This window comes from Paenibacillus sp. FSL H8-0079 (assembly GCF_037991315.1).
Lineage (GTDB): Bacteria > Bacillota > Bacilli > Paenibacillales > Paenibacillaceae > Paenibacillus.
In genome coordinates, this window is the sequence record NZ_CP150300.1 from 6248387 (window position 1) to 6266416 (window position 18030).

Genomic DNA, 18030 nt, shown 5'->3' on the forward strand with positions numbered 1-18030 from the left:
GAGATAGAATGTACTTAATGAGGAGGCAGCTTCTATGTATATCTATTTGGTTCCTTCACCGATTCCGGATGCACTTGCTGCATACCCGCATCTAACTTTGCGAAGCGAAGAACAGGTACGCCTGGCTATTGAATCCGCAGAACGTCTGATGAATATTGAGTCTGATGATAAAGTAGCCGCATATGAAGCTTTCGATGCCGCAGGCTCCTGGACTGGCGGAGGTTTTGCTGTTTTGAACAATATCCCTGTCACAGAGGATGGTCGTAACGATTTCGAAGAACGATTCAAGAACCGTGCCCGCAAGGTAGAAGACGAGCCCGGCTTTGTCGGTATTCGTGTCCTTCGTCCACTCAAGGATGACACATATGTCGTACTTACACTCTGGCAGTCCGAGGAACATTTCAAAGGCTGGCAGGAATCCCAAGCATATAGCCACGCACACCGTAACCGCAGTACAAGCGAAGGCCTGACCGCACAGAAGCCATCCATGTTCCCCAGACCTTCTTACGTCACAACGTACACTATAGAATAACGAATCGGGTACGAACTGGCTTTCCTTACAGCAACCCGCGCATGCCACACCTCTTCCAGCATGGGAGAGGTTTTTTGTTGTCGATTGATGGCGGCTTTCATTTTTTGACACGGACATGCTGAGATAGGATAATACTTGTTAAATGAAACTTCGGAAGGGAAGGCGGTACCTTGTCACGCAGTTCACTCACCCGGTTTCTAAGCGGACCGTTTATATTCTTTACCATTATCATGATGATCAAAAGCTCACTGGCCTGGATTGTTATCTTCGATGACATTCCTGTTTGGAAACCATTGCTGACCGAATTGCCGCTCATCTGGATCGGCTTCTGTCTAATTGAGTGGTTTGCTGCCAAGCGGCGCATGTGGATATACCTTGCCGTGAATCTGCTGCTCTCGGGTATTTTCTTTGCAGCCATCATGTACTACAAATACTACGGCGTAATCGTTAACTATCACGCGCTGGCACAGGTCAATCAAGTGACCTCGGTCAAGAGCAGCATGTTCTCTTTGCTTGACCCCTATTATTTGTTTATTTTTGCAGACGTTCTGATCATTGGAGGGATACTCGTTCGTCGTCGGATCAAGCTCGGGAGTACAGAACGTCCGAACCGCATTCCGCTTGAACGCCGTGCCAGAAGACGGGTTGCCTCGGTCATTCTGACCCTGTCCATGATCCTGTGCATGCTCAACATCTACCCCAATCGGGCCAGCATGAGTGAGATTACACAAGCAGAACAGATGGGTATCCTTGGTTACGAGGCATATACTATCCTGGATCGACCTGATAAACCTGTGCCCATCGCCCACATTGATCAGACTGACATCGACCAGTTGAAGCAAACGACTGAACTTCCTGCAATTGTCGAGCAGGGTGCAGCGAGTGGACGTAATGTTATTGTGCTCCAGTTGGAGTCGTTTCAGAACTTCCTCATTGGATTAGAGGTAGATGGACAGGAGATTACGCCTAATCTGAATCAATTGGCTAGAGAAAGCCTGTATTTTCCGAACTTTTATCAACAAGTGGGGCAGGGAAATACATCGGATGCAGAATTTGTTGTGAACACATCGTTCTACACCCCGCCGAACGGGGCAGCAACGACTGTATATGCAGATAAAGCTCTGCCGAGCCTGCCCAAGTTGATGTCAGCAAACGGGTATCAAACAGCCACATTCCATACGAATGATGTTCATTTCTGGAATCGGGATCAGTTATACAAGGCACTTGGGTTTGACCAGTATTATGATATCGATTATTTCGGCACACAGGACTCTATCGCCTTTTCGGCCTCGGATGAGGTTCTGTATTCCAAAACACTGGATAAGCTGGAATCCATGCAGTCTTCGGGCGATCCCTTCTATGCCCACATCATCTCCATGTCAGCCCACCACCCGTACACGCTGCCTGAAAACAAAGTGAAGCTGACGCTGCCTGAGCGTTACAAGGATACGTTGCCCGGTGATTATCTAATATCACAGCATTATGCCGATCAGGCGGTTGGACAGTTAATTACGGGATTAAAAGAACGGGGATTATGGGAAAATAGCCTGCTCGTCTTTTACGGGGATCACCTGGGACTTCCCATCTATTCACTGGATCGGGATGACGAGGTCCTCATGAAAGAGTTATATGGTCGGGAATATACATCAGCAGATATGATTAATATTCCACTCATTATCTCGGCCCCGGGCGTTACTAAGGGTGTACAGCTGGAGCAGATCGGAGGCCAGGTGGACATTCTGCCAACGATTGCCGGATTAACTGGAATATCACTGGAGGATCAATTGCACTTTGGTCAGGATTTGCTGCATGAAGGCGGAAATCTGCTACCCGAACGCTATTACCTCCCTTCCGGGTCGGTGCTAAACGATGCTTCTCTCTTCATTCCTGCGCAAGGATACGGGGATGGGACACATTATTCCCTAGCTGATGCAGGCAGGAAGAATGCCGGACAACAACAGACAGGTGTTCCTTCAGAAGAGACGCGGAAAATTTCGGGAGAAAAGGGATCTCCAGCATTGACCACACCCAATAACAGTGGGGTACCCTCTTCACGGTTTATAACGAAGGAACAATATGATCGAGCATTGGATCTTGCACACTTGTCCAACAGTTATTTGAGCCAGCTACCAGATCGAAAGGACGCGAACTGATTTAATTTTTTTATATATTCTAAAAGAGCTTCATAGCGAATCACCAAGTACTGATGTTTCTTCAAAATTACACACCTATAACGCACATGATCCATCTTCTTAGGATGAACATGTGCGTTATTTGTATTACACGCAATCGGCATTCAACCCTTTTCCGTTTCAGAAAGCTACACGAGCTGATCGATCAATATTCTTTAAAATATGTCAGCAGTTCTGATTGAAAATTTTGGGCAGTAGAGCTATGCTCTCGATTTTTATGAACAATCAGACCATGCGTAAAGCTTATTTTAGAAGTAAAAGGAAGAATTTTTAATCTACCCATCTTTAGTTCGTTTTTGATCGCTATTTTAGGGACCAAGGCAAAACCTTTTCCACAGCATACAAATTCCTTGATCATCTCAAGACTTGAAAGCTCTAATGCATCCTTAACCACAATCCCTTCATTTTTTAAAACATCTACAGCAGTCGTATGATACAAACAAGATGTACCGTTACTGATAAACACCTCGTCATTTAGAATCTGTGCCCCTGCACTTTCCACTTTCCGAACCAAATCCTCAGATGCAGCAAAAACAATAGTCTCTTCCATAATCGGATAAAAGAGAATGTCATGTCGCTCAGGGTTCTGAGGAACAATGCCAAAATCCAGGGCATAATCCAGCACACCTTTCAGAATATCTTGATGCGCCCCTTGTTCAACACGTAAATTTACGCTTGGAAAGTTTCTCGTATATTCCTGTACAAATGGAAGCATGCGTGTAAGAAAAAAGGATTCCTGTAGTCTAATATTTATTGTTCCACACGGCTGATCCATATCATTCATACTTTCTTTAAGAGATTCACTTAAGTGGACATACTGATAAGCATATTTGGAAAATACTTTTCCTGCTTCCGTAGGTTCCACCCCTCGTGGAAATCGATGAAACAACTTCTGTCCGCAGATCTTCTCCAGCTGTTGAATATGAGTTGTTACTGTGGACTGGACATAACCTAAGCGCTCCCCAGCTCGGCTGAAACTCTTCTCTTCTAGCAAAGCAATAAATGCCTGAAAAAAACGACCCTCTAAGGAATTGATCATATCTTTCACCCTTTTGTATTTTGATTTGAAATAGCTAGCATTCAATCTATTCATTATTCAAATAAATATATTAATTATACAATAAAAACACGTCATCACCAGTTGTACAAGTAAGTAAGAGAAATAATAGTGGACTTCTTAATGAATCCAGAAGGAGATGTAAAAATGAAGATTAGTTATCAGCAACAGAAGGTTGGAGATGTCGACGTTTTTTACCGTGAAGCCGGGCCTAAGGATGGCCAAGTTATTTTACTATTACACGGGTTTCCATCCTCTAGTCATATGTTTCGCGACCTTATTCCCAAACTGGCAGAACAATACCGTGTCATTGCCCCTGATCTTGCTGGGTTTGGTCGCACAACAACTCCACCCCGTAGTCAGTTTGACTTCACATTTGACAGCCTGTTTCGAGTTATTGAAGGTTTCACTGAAGCATTAGCTCTTAAGAAATATGTAATGTATGTGTTTGATTATGGGGCACCTGTCGGTTATCGCTTGGCAGTGGCTCACCCGGAACAAGTTCAAGCCATTATTAGTCAGAATGGCAACGCATATATCGAAGGGTTTAGTGACGCATGGGGACCTTGGGAGATGTATTGGCACTCTCCAACACCTGAAAATCGTGAAGCATGTCGTGATTCCTTAACCCCCGAAACTATCCGTAACTTTCAGTATCTTCATGGGACTGATGCTAGCCTTGTTTCACCAGACGGATATTCACTGGATATTGCCTACATGTCACGCCCGGAAGCTGAAGAAATCCAACTGGATTTAATCCTCGATTATAGAACAAACGTGGATCTTTATCCTGAATTTCAGGCTTATTTCCGCAATTATCAACCTCATCTTCTAGCTGTATGGGGTAAAAATGATCCTGCCTTTCTTCCTGCTGGAGCTTTAGCTTATAAGCGTGATATCCCATCTGCAGAAGTGCATTTACTTGATACTGGGCACTTTGCTCTCGAAACACATGTGACAGAGATCCATGAGCTTATTCACCACTTCTTAATAAAAATATTTTAAACCCAACTTACATTGGCTCAATCTCAACCTTGAACTAAATAGAAAAAGCCCGTAGAAAGCAGGTCCAATAATGGCCTGTTCTACGGGCTTTCTGCATGACTGTCATCATTCTTCAAGGTACTTGCAACGTCACTATGATCTAATGTTCTATCCCGTCCCGTTTACAACGGCAGTAGCGCAACCAACTTGCGAGCAGTCAATTGCTCTACCATGGCAAGCCATTCCTGTGGTTTATTTGGCAGCACTGCATAATATCGATTCAGGAAATCAGCCACCAGGCTGGCTGGCAGTTCACCGAGTGACTCATCACCTGGCATGAAGCACAGGTCCAAACCACCAACCGCTTCGCCGTCACCTTGCCAGGATGGATGAACATACGGGAAGTCCAGACGCTGATATCCCAGATGGGACAGCACTTCGCGACGCACATACGGGTCCATTGGCTTGATGCCGCCAAACTCGTGGTCCTGACTCAGATAAGGGTTATAGATTTCGGCAAACATGCCGAACAATTCTTTCCCGTTTGCTGCAGCCAGATTTTGCAGATCACGCTTGCGGTGATTCGCCAGGAAACTGCCGATCCCCAGTCCCTCGCGACCAATAATCGTGAAGTCCGTCATGGCCACGTTCCAGTCCTCGTAATAACGGTACTCCGTTGCTCCAACGACTTTCCCTTCATGCACAGCCACGAACACCCGAATACCCGGATCTTCCAACGGCTCTGCCCACAGTGGGAAATCCAGCACTTCTTCCCGCGGGAAAATCTCCTGCATCAGCTTGTGCATTTGGGCAAACAATGGATCATTAATGGATGTAATACGCGTAAATTCCATGGATTAATGGCCTCCTCGATCAATAATGTATTTCATTAATATTTATTTATCTGAACGGATTCCGCCACTCCATCAGGGCAGCATAATTACAGGATTCCTCATCGTCCAGATAGTTTGCGGTCACACCAACAGGCATGCGGCCACAGCGAAGCAGGAATGATATTACCGGATCACGCTTCTCTCCCGCAGCCACCTGGTCCAAATATTCCTGTGCAGAAAGTTGGTCTGCAACCAGATGATAACCTGGCATTCTGCCAGCACCTAATAACCGATCTATGCCCTGTGCAATCACAAGGTGGTACATTGCCTGCATCATAAGCTGAGCCAGTCCCCACTTGCGGTACTTTGGACGAACACAGAGATCAACAATATACAGCGTGTTGCCATCGGACTGGTGGTTACGAATATAGCCGTCATCCGTCACTTCGGCCCAGGTATGACTTGCCGGATGTGCAGGGTCCCACTGCATCCGCAGCGAAGTCATCGAGCCGGCCAATTCTCCATCTACTTCAATACAGATGGCACCCTCCGGGTAATGATGCACATGACTGGTGAGCTGCTCGTGACTCCAGAGCAGCTCTTCCGGATAAGGAGGAGGGAAACTCTCCGCCTGAATGCAAATGAGTTCCTCAAAGTCGGCTGCAACATAATTGCGAACGACTGCCTTTACCCTTTTGCCACTTCGCTCCGGGTCGGTGATCCGCATTTCTTTGCTATACATGTTGCCGGTTCACCCCTTTCCACTGACAAAATGAATTCCCTACTCTTTTTCGCTTCGGTTTTAATTATGTGTTCAAAAAGGTCGGTTTTCAGTACCGAGAAGATGGGATGAAGCTAGAAATGGAGTAGCGGAGCGTAGGGAAGACTACGTGAGCAACGGACATTTCGGCTGAATTCCATATTCGATGCTGATGATGCCACTAGGCATCCTTCGTAATCAAAAGCGGGCTTTTTGAACAACCTCTATAAGGTTGCCTACTCCCAATCGGTATACAAATCGGTACGGCGGTCACGCCAAGTCGTTACCGATCCACGTTCACGCACCTCATACAATAAGTCCAGATCCAGATCGGCGGTCACAATCATATCGTTGTTAATCTCACCTTCGGCCAGGATGCCACGAGGCGGGAACGGGATATCATTTGGCGTAATAATCGCAGCCTGTCCATAGTTGGCACGCATAAAATCAACGGTTGGCAGATTGCCCACTGTTCCGGTTAACACAACATACACCTGATTCTCTACTGCGCGAGCATGACTCGTATAACGCACACGGTAGAATCCATGGCGATCGTCCGTGCAGGAAGGACAGAAGATCACGTCAGCACCTTTGGCTTTGGCCATCCGCACAATTTCCGGAAATTCAATATCGTAACAGGTCAGCATCGCAATACGGCCTTTATCCGTATCGAATACTTCAAGCCCATCCCCAGGAGCCATATTCCATTCCTGTACTTCGGTTGGTGTAATGTGAATCTTGTCCTGGCGCGCGATACGACCATCCGGGTAGAACATGTGGGCTGTATTATACAGCTTCCCTTCACGGCGAATAACGTGTGTTCCCCCGATGACATGCATGCCGTACTTGGCAGCAAGTGATGTGAATAGTTGCTCATATTGCTCCGTAAAGTTTGGTAGATCCTCAATTGTCAGCGCATTGCCTTGTTCGTCCCCAATGGACATTAATTGCGTTGTGAAAAATTCCGGGAACAGCACAAATTCAGTTCCGTATTCGCTCGCTGTCCGTATGTAATGCTCAGCCTGAGCGGCGAACTGCTCAAACGAGCTGATTGTGTGCAATTGGTATTGTACAGCGGATACCCGCAGTTTCATGTTCGTACACCTCCATCATGATTATGCTTCCATTGTAACAACGATCCGGGGTCAACAAAAGAGTATTTACACGGGGCACCACACTGACAGAATAACCTTCCGATCGCTTCCTTTAATCGCCCAGCATGGACTGTGTGAATCCGATCCACTCTCTCGTGGCAAATGACAGATAGCGGTCCTTCCGCCAGATCATGCCGAGCTGCCATGGAATCACAGGTTCCACCACCGGTATAATACGCACGCGCATATGGTCCACCTCACGACAGATCGTCTCCGGCAATAAGGCTACACCCAGATTGGCGGCAACCATCGCGCTGAGCAGATCCCACTGGGAGCTCTCATATACCACCCGAGGCTGGAACCCCGCATGCTGACAAGCCACAATAATTCGGTCATGCAATGCAAAATCTTCCCGAAACAGCACAAAGGCGTCGTTTTCCAGTTCATGCAGCGCAACCGACTCTTTCTCCGCAAGTGGATGTGAAGGGTGTACGAGAAGGTTCAGCTTCTCTTTCACAAACACAAAATGATCCAACAACTCATCCACGGTTGGCAATACGGCAACGCCGATATCCAGTGCACCGCTAATCACATCGGCCTCCACCTTTTTGGCACCATCCTCAAACAGCTGAATGGTCACCTGCGGGTAGGCTTTGTGAAATTCGCCAATGATCATGGGGAAAAAGCTTGATCCTACCATCGGTGGCAAGCCGATCCGCAGATGGCCTTTCTTCAAATTCATCAGGTCGTCCAATTCGGACGACAGACTGCGGAACGACTTTTCAATCTCCAGTGCCTGCCGAAAAAACACATGGCCCGCGTCCGTTAGTTCAACTTTCTTCCCATAACGGTCCAATAACGTGATACCCAATTCCTCTTCAAGACTCTTGACCGTCTTGCTGATGGTAGGCTGGGTGATATACAGAACTTCAGCGGCTTTCGTGAAGCTTTGTTGCCGGGCGACTTCCAGAAAATATTGCAAATGGCGGATATCCATCGCTTGCTTCCCACCTCTCATAGATAAATGGAATGGTAAACATTCTTAATATGCATTTTACTCATGAAAGAAAGCCATGTAAAATTTGTGATATCAGGTGAATCATTTTCATTTTCATTTTCATTTTCATTTTCACTTAAACGATTACGTTGATTATACAAGGAGGGATTGAAGTGAAAAAATGGGGCCTTGGTATTGCACAGGTTGCGCTCTTAATGGTTTTTTCACTGCTCATGGACCTGCTGGCCCGTACTCTCCATCTTCCTGTACCCGGTTCAATACTCGGTATGGTCGTGTTATTCATTCTGCTTCAGACTCGTGTCGTGAAGCTGCGCTGGATTGAAGTTGGAGCTGCCTGGCTACTCGGTGAACTACTGTTATTTTTTATCCCGTCAGCCGTTGGCATCATGAACTATATGCCCATGTTGGAGCATGACGGATTGCAAATTTTATTCATCGTACTACTTAGTACATTCCTGGTCATGTCCTGCACAGGACTGGTTGCTACACGAATCGCCAAACGAAAGGAGCGTCACACCGGATGATTGGATTCCTCTGCCTGTTGTTAACCGTCGGTATCTATTGGGTTACCAAACGAATGTATCGCAATCTGCCAAAAGTATATCTGTCTCCACTGCTCATTACGCCACTGCTTGTCGTTGGCATACTGCTCGCAACGGGAACGGATTATACCACTTATAGCAGTGGTGGCAAATGGCTGAGTCTGTTGCTTCAACCGGCCACGGTGGCTTTTGCCGTACCACTCTATACCTTTTTCCATGTACTCAAAAAACATATTTCCGAGATTGTCTTCAGTGTCATGACCGGATCGGTCGTTGCCGTACTCTCTTCTGCCCTGCTCGCCAAATGGTTACGTCTGGATTCAGGGCTAATCCACAGCTTGATCCCGCGATCCATTACAACACCCATTGCCATGAACGTATCGGCTACAATCGGTGGCATTCCCGCAGTGACAGCTGTTTTTGTTATTATGACAGGCCTGCTCGGGGTGATTATGGGACCTTCGATCGTCAAAATGCTGCGCATCGATGGGGAGATTGCACGAGGCACACTGTTTGGAACCGGTGCCCATGGCACAGGGACATCCAAGGCGTTTGAACTGAGTTCCCTGACAGGTACCATCTCCAGTATCTCCATGGTGCTCGCCGCATTGTTCACTTTAGCCATTGCACCCATCCTTTCCAAACTTATTTTCCCATAATAGATGGAATTATCCCACTTTTTTGAAATATTATTGTTGTATTAAAGCCCTTTCTTCCTTACAATAAGGACAGGTTTTAATTGTGAATATTGCGGGGGAGATGCGATGAAAAGAACCGGAATGAAGAGATCTCTGGACCGTCTTGGACGAATTGTCCTTCCCAAAGAAATGCGGGATACGATGGAAATCCATATCGGCGATCCGCTTGAGTTTTTCATTGAAGGGAAAGAGTTGATTTTAAGAAAGTACAAATCAACATTATGTATTTTTTGCGGTGATGTAGATACGGAAATGTATTTCAAAGAGCAATTCATCTGCCGGACTTGTGCAACTCAATTAAAACACCCGGATGACTCTCCCAACTGGTCCATACCTCAGAACAAACAGGCTCCTGCACCCGTGGAGCGTCCTGCTACCAAATCCGCCTCAGTCTCATCTCCCGCTAGGGAAGAAGGGACCACCGCTGACAACCCAGAATACCCGGACCTGCGGCCGAAGACGGCACGCATGCTGCAACAGATGAAAGAAATTGTTGAACAGAATCCCGGTTTGGCTCAACAGCAAATTGCGGAAAAGCTTGGCATTAGCCAAGGACGCGTCTCTCAATTAAAAAAGTTACTATAATAAGAATGGCATTCGATCATTTATAGTCAGAAGACCTTCCAATTCAGGAAGTCCCGCTGCAAGAGAACCCGTTGTGTTTCGTGGGTTCTTCTTTTTTTTATATTCATATCGTAATGGGAAGGAGTCCTATGGATAAAATCTTGTATTTATCACAATTCGACCTGATGTCCTCCTTATCAGAGGCTGACCTGATTGAAATGGATGGAATGACTTCCATAACGACCATACCTAAAAACAGACAAATCCAGACCCCGCATACGTTTACAGAGGGTTTCTATTTTGTAAAACGGGGAAAGGTTCGTTTATATACATTGAACCCGGAGGGCAAGCAGTTCACTCTCGATATTTTGATGGAAGGTAATGTGTTTGGAGAAATGAACGGAATCTCCCTCGGAACACGTGCCGTTTATATCGAAACAATGGAGGAGTGTGATATTTGCCTGATGGACAAGCAACGTTTTGAGCAGTTTCTGATTGAACATCCACAATTTATGATGAGACTGATGAACGTACTAAGTGAGCGGATGAGGCGAATGAGCGAGTTGACACAGACGCTCGCACTTGGAAACCTGCATGAAAAGGTGATACATAATCTTTACCGGCTGGCCAAACAGATTGGATGGATTGAAGAGAATGAGTATTGCCGGATTCAGCTCGCGCTTACTCATCAGGAGATTGCCTGGATGGCGGGAGCCACGCGGGAATCGGTTACGATTGTCATGCGAGACTTAGCAAAAGCAGGCCGGATCCGTACCGGATTCAAATCAGTCTCCCTTCATCGTGACGAAATCGCTACCCTCCGGAGAATCACTGCCCAGTTGTAAGCTGCCTTACATCTCTGTTCTTCAGCTAGTTGTATTGTATAGCTCATGAGTCTATACAACCAAGGAGGAGTATATCGTTGAATGTTAAGTCAGATCTGTTTATCCCTGATGACGTTCTTTCTCGCAAAGGTGCCCGTAAAGCAACAGAAATTCCAGAGTATATTCGCAATTGGCTACAAGCCGGACATATCGAATCGGTCAATTTGACCGAATGGCTGGCAGTAGATCATGTTCTTCTTTTTCAGAAGATTACCCACGAATGGGGCATGGATGCTGAGACTAAAGAAATCAGTGAGCAGTTAAAACAGATGAATGAACAACGGATTATGAAAATCATTCCGGCCATAGGTATGCAATGGCTTGATGTGTTGAAACGCCTAGCAATCAACGAACAAACAATGCTCTTCCGTTCCATTGCAGAACATCGTTCAGATAGCGTTCGCTGCTGGGGGGCTTATATCATTGGACTGGATTCCCGTCTGAACCTGACTGAAAAACTGGAGCATATTCAGCCCTTTGCAGCAGATCATCACTTTGGTGTAAGAGAAATCGCCTGGATGGCTGTACGGGAGTCCATCTCTGCAGAATTATCCACAGCCTTGCAAAATTTAATATCATGGTGCAATGACCCTGATCCACTCATCCGTCGCTTTGCCATAGAATCTACTAGGCCGCGTGGTGTCTGGGCCAAACATATTCCGGAGCTAAAAGAGAACCCGACAGCGGCCCTCCCCTTACTTGACGCAGTGAAATCGGATGCCCATAAGTATGTACAGGATTCAGTAAGTAACTGGCTGAACGATGCCAGCAAGACGAACCCGGAGTGGGTGCGGCAGATCTGTACCACTTGGATTCAGCAGTCGGATACCAAACATACGCTGCGAATCGTCACACGCGCCAAACGGAGTCTAACATAAAAAGATGACCACCGCTCATTGGCAGTGGTCATCTTCTGTATAGGCATCCGCGTATTACATTTCTGTTAAAGGGAATATCCTTCTCCTCGGTGAACTAGCCCAATTAATGTAATCCTTATCTTTCGCTTACGCCTGAATCGCGTCCATATATTCTTCTTCCTCTTCCAATCTGCGCATGCCCACAACCAGGACAATAATGTTAGCTACCAACAGTACAGCCGGGAACGGAACAGCAGCATATTGTGCATAGATCAGATGACTTCCCACGGCCCCAATCAGAATGAATGTCAGTATGCCTGAAGCTAGGATGCGAGTCCGTGGAATCAGCAGTCCTACTGCACTAAGCAACTCCGCAGCGCCCAGCAGATACATGGTCCATGTCGGATAAGAGAAACTTTCGAATGTCTGAATCATCATGTCTGCCCCACTAATCTTGTTAAACCCTGTCATGACGAATACCCCTGCAAGCACAACTAGAAAAACATAACCCAAAATTTTGTTCATATGTATATCCTCCTATAACGAATTGTATGTTCCTACTATGGGATGATTAAGTTTGCGATAAATAGTAAAAAAGAATCTATGTAAAAGTTCCCCAAAGGTAACTCTGTTTTCATATGGTCAGTCTCATTCACTTCCAAAATAGTACGCGTTCATATTATAGGTATTATTTATCAGCAACTTACTTTTATGAAGTAAGTATATAATAATAATATAATTTCTTCAAGTAATTTTTCACTGTATGATGTATAATACATACAAAAGGTATGTTACAGTATATTTTGTAGTAACCCTCATTTACTTGGGTGTCCCCTATTCTTAAAGCGGCAGAAATCATGTCCTTTCATATACAACTTTGAAGAAAATGATCATGAATCGAGGTGAATACGTTGAAGCTGAAAAAAGTAAAAGCACCAAGTCCCTGTATGATCACTCAGGCCATAGACATTATAGGCAAGAAGTGGGTACTGTTAATCATGTACCAACTGTTGTCTGGACCCAAGCGGTTTACGGAGCTTGAAGCAGAGATGGCGATCAGTGGACGACTTTTATCGGAGCGATTGAAGGAAATGGAGGCGGAAGGTATCGTAACCCGGCACATGTTTCCCGAGATTCCTCCTCGTGTAGAGTATGAATTAACACCTAAAGGCAGAGCCATTGAACCTGTCATTGATCAGATCTACAGCTGGTCTTCCGACTGGTTGAAACAGCAGAAATCCGAGTAATATGGATTCCTGATCCATGACATTCCACTCAACACAAATACGCCTGAATCAGGCTGATCTACACGGATCAGTTCCTGATTCAGGCGTATTTATATTACATTCAACTTTTATTAATGAGAAAGATGCTTTGAAGGCTGAAGCTGTACCGGCAGGCCGGAATCTGCCGATGCCAGTGCCGCCGTCGTAATCTCCTGTGTACGACAGGCATCCGCATAATCGGACAGAATCCGTGAACGGTCTCCCGTACGCAGGGCGTGAATGAACGCTTCATTCTCACGCTCGTATGGATTATGTCCTGCCGGAATTTCCAGACCTGCCATCGCATGTGATGCGGCACTTGGCAGAAGCAAACGTTCCGGCGTCCAATCCCACACGCCTGCATCCGTGTAGAACTGTAGCCCTGCGCCGCCCTCTCCGTCTGGCAACAGGCATGTATTGGCGATACTGGCAATCGCTCCACTTTCCAGCTTAAGCGTCACATTCGCCACATCGGCAACGGTGACATGCTCATGCTTCTCATGCATACTGCGCTGAGCTGCTACGGCATATACCTCCGTAACTTCTCCTGCACAATACCGAAGCAAGTCTACAATATGTGTAGTCTGCTCCACGAATTGTCCTCCTGAACCATCCTGACGCCGCCACCAGGCAACCCCTGGCATTCCACCCATCCAGCGGCCAAGAGCCATGCCGACCGTCTGTTCTTTCATTGCTTGTTGTAGTACCTGAGCAGCCTCCTGATAACGGAAATGATATCCGACAGAGGTTAACAATCCGCTCTTCTGTACCTGATCCAACACCTGACGCGGTACGTCCATTCCAGTACTCAGCGGTTTCTCCACCAGGAATGGAATTCCGCGACGATTCAATTCGGATTCAATCGATCCGTGAGACATCGGAGGCACACAGATATACACCGCATCCAGTTTTTCACCATCCAGCATATGTTCAAGTTCACCGTAACCAACAGCATCATAGACGGAGGCCATAGCCTCTGCCTTTTCCAACGTTGTTCCACAGACACTCGCAACACGAACACCTTCCATTCGTGCGAGAATATCCGCATGTACCTTACTGAACCAGCCTGTTCCAATGATTCCGATCTGTAATGTCATGGATGTAATCCCCTCTCTGTGTTACACGCTTACATGTTCCATTCGACTCTTAGCCTTGAAATCCTGCCTCAGATTTTGCCGGATGCTTCCAACAATAGCTGATCCAGTTCCTGTTCATGCATGACCGCTTGCTCTTCAGACCAGTTCAAACGCCCGGCCATATAGGAGTTAACCGCTGCCTTATAACGACGGACTTCATCAATACGGAAAAATAAATCTCCTGTTCTTCGGACCAAAAAATCTGACGGGGTTACTGCCATCTCTTCTTCGATCGCGTAACATAGCATCAACAGCAGCTCTTGTGGCATGCCATGAAGCTCGGCCTTCGTCCGCGGATCAGGCATTCGCTCATACAGTGCCTTCACATTGGAACCATACGTGCGAGCAAGCCTCTCTGCAGCAGATCGAGCAAGTCCCAGAGCGACACCATCCTTAATCTTGCGCTCCGCATACGATACGAATCCAGCCGATCCCCCTACGTCACCGCCGGAGATGGGCATCTTCTTCGTTACACAAGGGCCTATGGAATGTCCGTGTTCCTGCTCCATATGACGCGCGACCAGATCAACAACCATCTCCGCCATTTTGCGGTATCCGGTTAATTTGCCCCCGGCAATCGTAATCAGATTGGAATCAGAGACCCAGACTTCATCTTTACGTGAAATTTCGGAAGGATTCTTGCCTTCCTCATGAATAAGTGGACGTACACCCGCCCATCCAGATTCCACATCCTCGATACTAATCTGAACATCCGGAAACATGCCATTGACTGCATTAATGACATAATCACGGTCGGAGTCGGAGATTCGGGGATGTGCAGGATCGTCCTGATATACGGTGTCTGTCGTTCCTACATAGGTTTTGCCATCACGTGGGACAGCAAACACCATTCGACCATCGAGTGTATCAAAATAGACCGCCTGTCTTAACGGGAATCGTTCACCGTCAAAGACCAAGTGAATGCCTTTGGTCATCTGTAGCGTTTTCCCCTGGCGCGAACCATCCAATCCCCGCAGCCCATCCACCCAGGGGCCGGAAGCGTTGATCACCTTACTTGCTTTCAGGGTATAGGTCTGGCCACCGATCTGATCCATGGCTTCAATACCTGTAATTTTACCATTCTCCTTCAGGAAACCTGTCGCCTTCACATAGTTCACTGCCTGTGCCCCACGTTTGACAGCTTCTTTCATGACTTCAATGGTAAGCCTGGCATCGTCTGTCCGGTACTCCACATAGAGCCCACCACCCAACAGTCCCTGCTTGCGTAGTAAAGGTTCACTATCTGACACCGCTCCGGCATTCAACATTTGGCGCCGTTCACTGCGCTTCACCCCGGCGAGCCGATCATATACCATCAGTCCAATGGATGTGCTGAAGCGGCCGAACGTACCTGCCGTATAGATCGGTAGCAACATCGGTTCTGGTGTGGTCACATGTGGCCCATTCTCGTAGACTACAGCCCGCTCCCGTCCTACCTCAGCAACCATCTTCACTTCATATTGCTTCAAATAACGCAATCCGCCATGGACAAGCTTGGTCGAACGACTGGATGTACCTGCTGCAAAATCCTGCATTTCTACAAGCGCTGTCTTCAATCCACGGGAAGCCGCATCCAATGCAATCCCTGCGCCTGTAATCCCACCGCCAATAATCAATACGTCAAAATGTGCATTCGCCATGCTTTGCAAATATTCGGTCCGGTGTGCTGACGAGAACGTTTCTGCCATCCTTGAACCTCCCATTGATTCCCTTTATGTTTCCGCAAAAAAAACAAAAAAAGGACCACGTCATTCGCTCAGCAATTGCTGAGCGGCACGTGGTCCCTCCCGATCTCCAGACATCATTTTTTAACTTGTGCCTTTATCCTATCACAGATTTTTGACGGCGTGAAGTCCTGAAATGACACATTATTCAAAAAATATTCAAAAAGTTGTTCTGCCAAAGGATGGAATTTCAAATGAATCCACTAACCTCAACTTTTTCCTTATAGTGGGAATATAGTTTTGCTTCTACAGGAAGAATAACCCTGTAAATTGTGCATCATTTTCCACTAGTAAATATCATTTATAACATAAGTTTAGCGAAAAAGTACAAATACCCACATCGTGAGGATTGAAGTTCAATTTCATTTCTTTTATTTTCTTTTATTTAAAAGCCATTGCTGCGTTCACCGCACGCTTCCAGCCTGCATACAGTTCTGTTCGTTGTTGCTCAGCCATAGCAGGCCGGAAGACACGTTCGGTATTTTCATGATCGGTCAATTCATCCGCGTTCGTCCAATATCCAACCGCCAGCCCTGCCAGATAAGCCGCACCCAATGCAGTCGTTTCATTCACGGTCGGTCGTTCGACAGGAATGCCCAGAATATCACTCTGGAATTGCATAAGGAAATCATTGGCCGCCGCGCCGCCATCAACACGCAGAGCATGCACGGGAATACCTGAGTCGGATTCCATTGCCTCCAATACATCTTTGGTCTGATATGCCAACGCCTCCAGCGTAGCACGGATAAAGTGTTCCTTCGTCGTACCTCGGGTCATGCCAAACACCGCACCCTTAACCTCACTATCCCAATAAGGGCTTCCCAGTCCGACAAATGCAGGTACCATATAAACGCCGTCTGTCGAAGGCACGCGTGAGGCGTATTCCTCACTATCTTTTGATGAACGAAGCATCCTTAATCCGTCACGTAACCACTGAACCGCAGACCCTGCAACAAAAATGCTGCCTTCGAGCGCATACTCAACCTTGCCATTCATCCCCCAAGCAATCGTCGTAATCAGTCCGTGATCGGATTGTACCGGGTTCTCTCCCGTATTCATAAGCATGAAACAACCGGTCCCATATGTATTTTTCATACTGCCCTTGGTGTAACAGCCCTGACCAAACATCGCTGCCTGCTGATCTCCTGCCGCTCCCGCAATCGGAATCCGATGACCGAAGAAATGATAATCTGTCGTATGTGCATACACCTCGGATGAACCTCGCACCTCTGGCAGCATGGCCTTAGGAATGTCGAGGATAGCCAACAATTCGTCATCCCATTGCAGATCATAGATGTTATAGATCAGGGTACGTGAGGCATTGGATATATCCGTGACATGTGTACCTCCGCTCAGTTTCCAGATCAGCCAGCTATCAATCGTGCCAAATAGCAATTCACCCTTCTCTGCCCGCTCCCGGGCACCAGGGACATGATCCAGAATCCACTTGACCTTCGTTCCCGAGAAGTAGGGATCGATCAATAATCCTGTCTTGCGGCGGAAGAGGTCCCCGAGTCCCTGCGTCTTCAATTCTTCACAGATGTCTGCGGTCTGTCTGGACTGCCATACGACCGCATTATAAATGGGTCTGCCGGTTTCTTTGTCCCACACCACAACGGTCTCCCGCTGATTAGTAATTCCAATTCCGGCAATCTGGACAGGCTTGATCCCACTCTCTGCGAGACACGATGCCATCACGGCTAGAATGGAACTCCAGATTTCGTTGGCATTCTGCTCTACCCAGCCCGGTTTGGGGAAATATTGAGGGAATTCCTGCTGTGCAATGTGCACAATCTCCCCGCCGCGATTAAACAGAATAGCTCGGGAGCTTGTCGTTCCCTGATCCAGAGCCAATATATATTTTTCCATACAGACAACCTCCTGTTGTGG

At 46.9% G+C, this 18030-nt stretch carries 18 protein-coding genes; 9 read left to right on the forward strand and 9 right to left on the reverse strand.

Annotation, left to right across the window (positions count from 1 at the left end; genetic code table 11):
- Positions 1-34 precede the first annotated feature (34 nt).
- A complete protein-coding gene (locus MHI06_RS27830) occupies positions 35-532 on the forward strand; it encodes an antibiotic biosynthesis monooxygenase (RefSeq protein WP_319951921.1) in 498 nt (165 codons plus the stop codon).
- Positions 533-702: 170 nt separating this feature from the next.
- Positions 703-2685, forward strand: coding sequence for an LTA synthase family protein (locus tag MHI06_RS27835; RefSeq protein WP_340399763.1), 1983 nt, complete (start codon positions 703-705; stop codon positions 2683-2685).
- A 184-nt stretch (positions 2686-2869) separates the two neighbouring features.
- On the opposite strand, the gene MHI06_RS27840 is transcribed toward MHI06_RS27835, so the two are convergent.
- Complete coding sequence (locus MHI06_RS27840; RefSeq protein ID WP_340399764.1) at positions 2870-3763, reverse strand: LysR family transcriptional regulator; 894 nt, start codon at positions 3761-3763, stop codon at positions 2870-2872.
- Between the two features lie 165 nt (positions 3764-3928).
- On the opposite strand from MHI06_RS27840, the gene MHI06_RS27845 reads away from it, so the two are divergent.
- Complete coding sequence (locus tag MHI06_RS27845) at positions 3929-4786, forward strand: alpha/beta hydrolase (RefSeq protein ID WP_340399765.1); 858 nt, start codon at positions 3929-3931, stop codon at positions 4784-4786.
- Between the two features lie 161 nt (positions 4787-4947).
- Here the strand turns inward: MHI06_RS27845 and MHI06_RS27850 are convergent, their stop codons facing one another.
- From MHI06_RS27850 to MHI06_RS27865, 4 genes are all read right to left on the reverse strand, one after another.
- Positions 4948-5619 carry a GNAT family N-acetyltransferase gene (locus MHI06_RS27850; RefSeq protein WP_340399766.1) on the reverse strand — a complete coding sequence of 224 codons (672 nt, stop codon included), beginning with the start codon at positions 5617-5619 and terminating at the stop codon, positions 4948-4950.
- Positions 5620-5665: 46 nt separating this feature from the next.
- Positions 5666-6340, reverse strand: coding sequence for a GNAT family N-acetyltransferase (locus MHI06_RS27855; protein WP_340399767.1), 675 nt, complete (start codon positions 6338-6340; stop codon positions 5666-5668).
- 254 nt (positions 6341-6594) lie between these two features.
- Complete coding sequence (locus MHI06_RS27860; protein ID WP_340399768.1) at positions 6595-7452, reverse strand: carbon-nitrogen hydrolase family protein; 858 nt, start codon at positions 7450-7452, stop codon at positions 6595-6597.
- A gap of 112 nt (positions 7453-7564) precedes the next feature.
- Positions 7565-8449, reverse strand: a complete 885-nt coding sequence (locus MHI06_RS27865; protein ID WP_340399769.1) for a LysR family transcriptional regulator — start codon at positions 8447-8449, stop codon at positions 7565-7567.
- A 173-nt stretch (positions 8450-8622) separates the two neighbouring features.
- On the opposite strand from MHI06_RS27865, the gene MHI06_RS27870 reads away from it, so the two are divergent.
- The 5 genes from MHI06_RS27870 to MHI06_RS27890 all read left to right on the forward strand — a co-directional run bounded on the left by MHI06_RS27870 (position 8623) and on the right by MHI06_RS27890 (position 12036).
- Positions 8623-8994 carry a CidA/LrgA family holin-like protein gene (locus tag MHI06_RS27870; protein WP_017691758.1) on the forward strand — a complete coding sequence of 124 codons (372 nt, stop codon included), beginning with the start codon at positions 8623-8625 and terminating at the stop codon, positions 8992-8994.
- A complete protein-coding gene (locus tag MHI06_RS27875) occupies positions 8991-9671 on the forward strand; it encodes a CidB/LrgB family autolysis modulator (RefSeq protein WP_169479911.1) in 681 nt (226 codons plus the stop codon). The genes MHI06_RS27870 and MHI06_RS27875 overlap by 4 nt, the downstream gene beginning before the upstream one ends.
- A 105-nt stretch (positions 9672-9776) precedes the next feature.
- Entirely contained in the window at positions 9777-10295 is a 519-nt protein-coding gene (locus MHI06_RS27880) for an AbrB/MazE/SpoVT family DNA-binding domain-containing protein (protein ID WP_169479912.1), read from the forward strand.
- A gap of 128 nt (positions 10296-10423) precedes the next feature.
- Positions 10424-11119, forward strand: a complete 696-nt coding sequence (locus MHI06_RS27885; RefSeq protein ID WP_340399770.1) for a Crp/Fnr family transcriptional regulator — start codon at positions 10424-10426, stop codon at positions 11117-11119.
- A 77-nt stretch (positions 11120-11196) separates the two neighbouring features.
- Positions 11197-12036, forward strand: coding sequence for a DNA alkylation repair protein (locus tag MHI06_RS27890; RefSeq protein WP_340399771.1), 840 nt, complete (start codon positions 11197-11199; stop codon positions 12034-12036).
- 126 nt (positions 12037-12162) lie between these two features.
- On the opposite strand, the gene MHI06_RS27895 is transcribed toward MHI06_RS27890, so the two are convergent.
- Entirely contained in the window at positions 12163-12540 is a 378-nt protein-coding gene (locus MHI06_RS27895) for a DoxX family protein (protein WP_169479914.1), read from the reverse strand.
- Positions 12541-12962: 422 nt separating this feature from the next.
- Here MHI06_RS27895 and MHI06_RS27900 point away from each other — a divergent pair, with 422 nt between their 5' ends.
- On the forward strand, positions 12963-13262 hold the full coding sequence (locus tag MHI06_RS27900; RefSeq protein WP_169480049.1) for a helix-turn-helix domain-containing protein: 300 nt from the start codon (positions 12963-12965) through the stop codon (positions 13260-13262).
- A gap of 110 nt (positions 13263-13372) precedes the next feature.
- Here MHI06_RS27900 and MHI06_RS27905 read toward each other — a convergent pair whose 3' ends face one another.
- The 3 genes from MHI06_RS27905 to glpK all read right to left on the reverse strand — a co-directional run bounded on the left by MHI06_RS27905 (position 13373) and on the right by glpK (position 18009).
- Positions 13373-14377 (reverse strand): Gfo/Idh/MocA family oxidoreductase, encoded by a 1005-nt coding sequence (locus MHI06_RS27905; protein WP_169479915.1) that lies wholly within the window; start codon positions 14375-14377, stop codon positions 13373-13375.
- A gap of 68 nt (positions 14378-14445) precedes the next feature.
- The gene (locus MHI06_RS27910) at positions 14446-16104 is read right to left on the reverse strand and encodes an FAD-dependent oxidoreductase (RefSeq protein ID WP_340399772.1); all 1659 of its coding nucleotides are present in this window, start codon (positions 16102-16104) and stop codon (positions 14446-14448) included.
- Between the two features lie 417 nt (positions 16105-16521).
- Positions 16522-18009 (reverse strand): glycerol kinase GlpK, encoded by a 1488-nt coding sequence (gene glpK, locus MHI06_RS27915; protein ID WP_340399773.1) that lies wholly within the window; start codon positions 18007-18009, stop codon positions 16522-16524.
- Positions 18010-18030 lie beyond the last annotated feature (21 nt).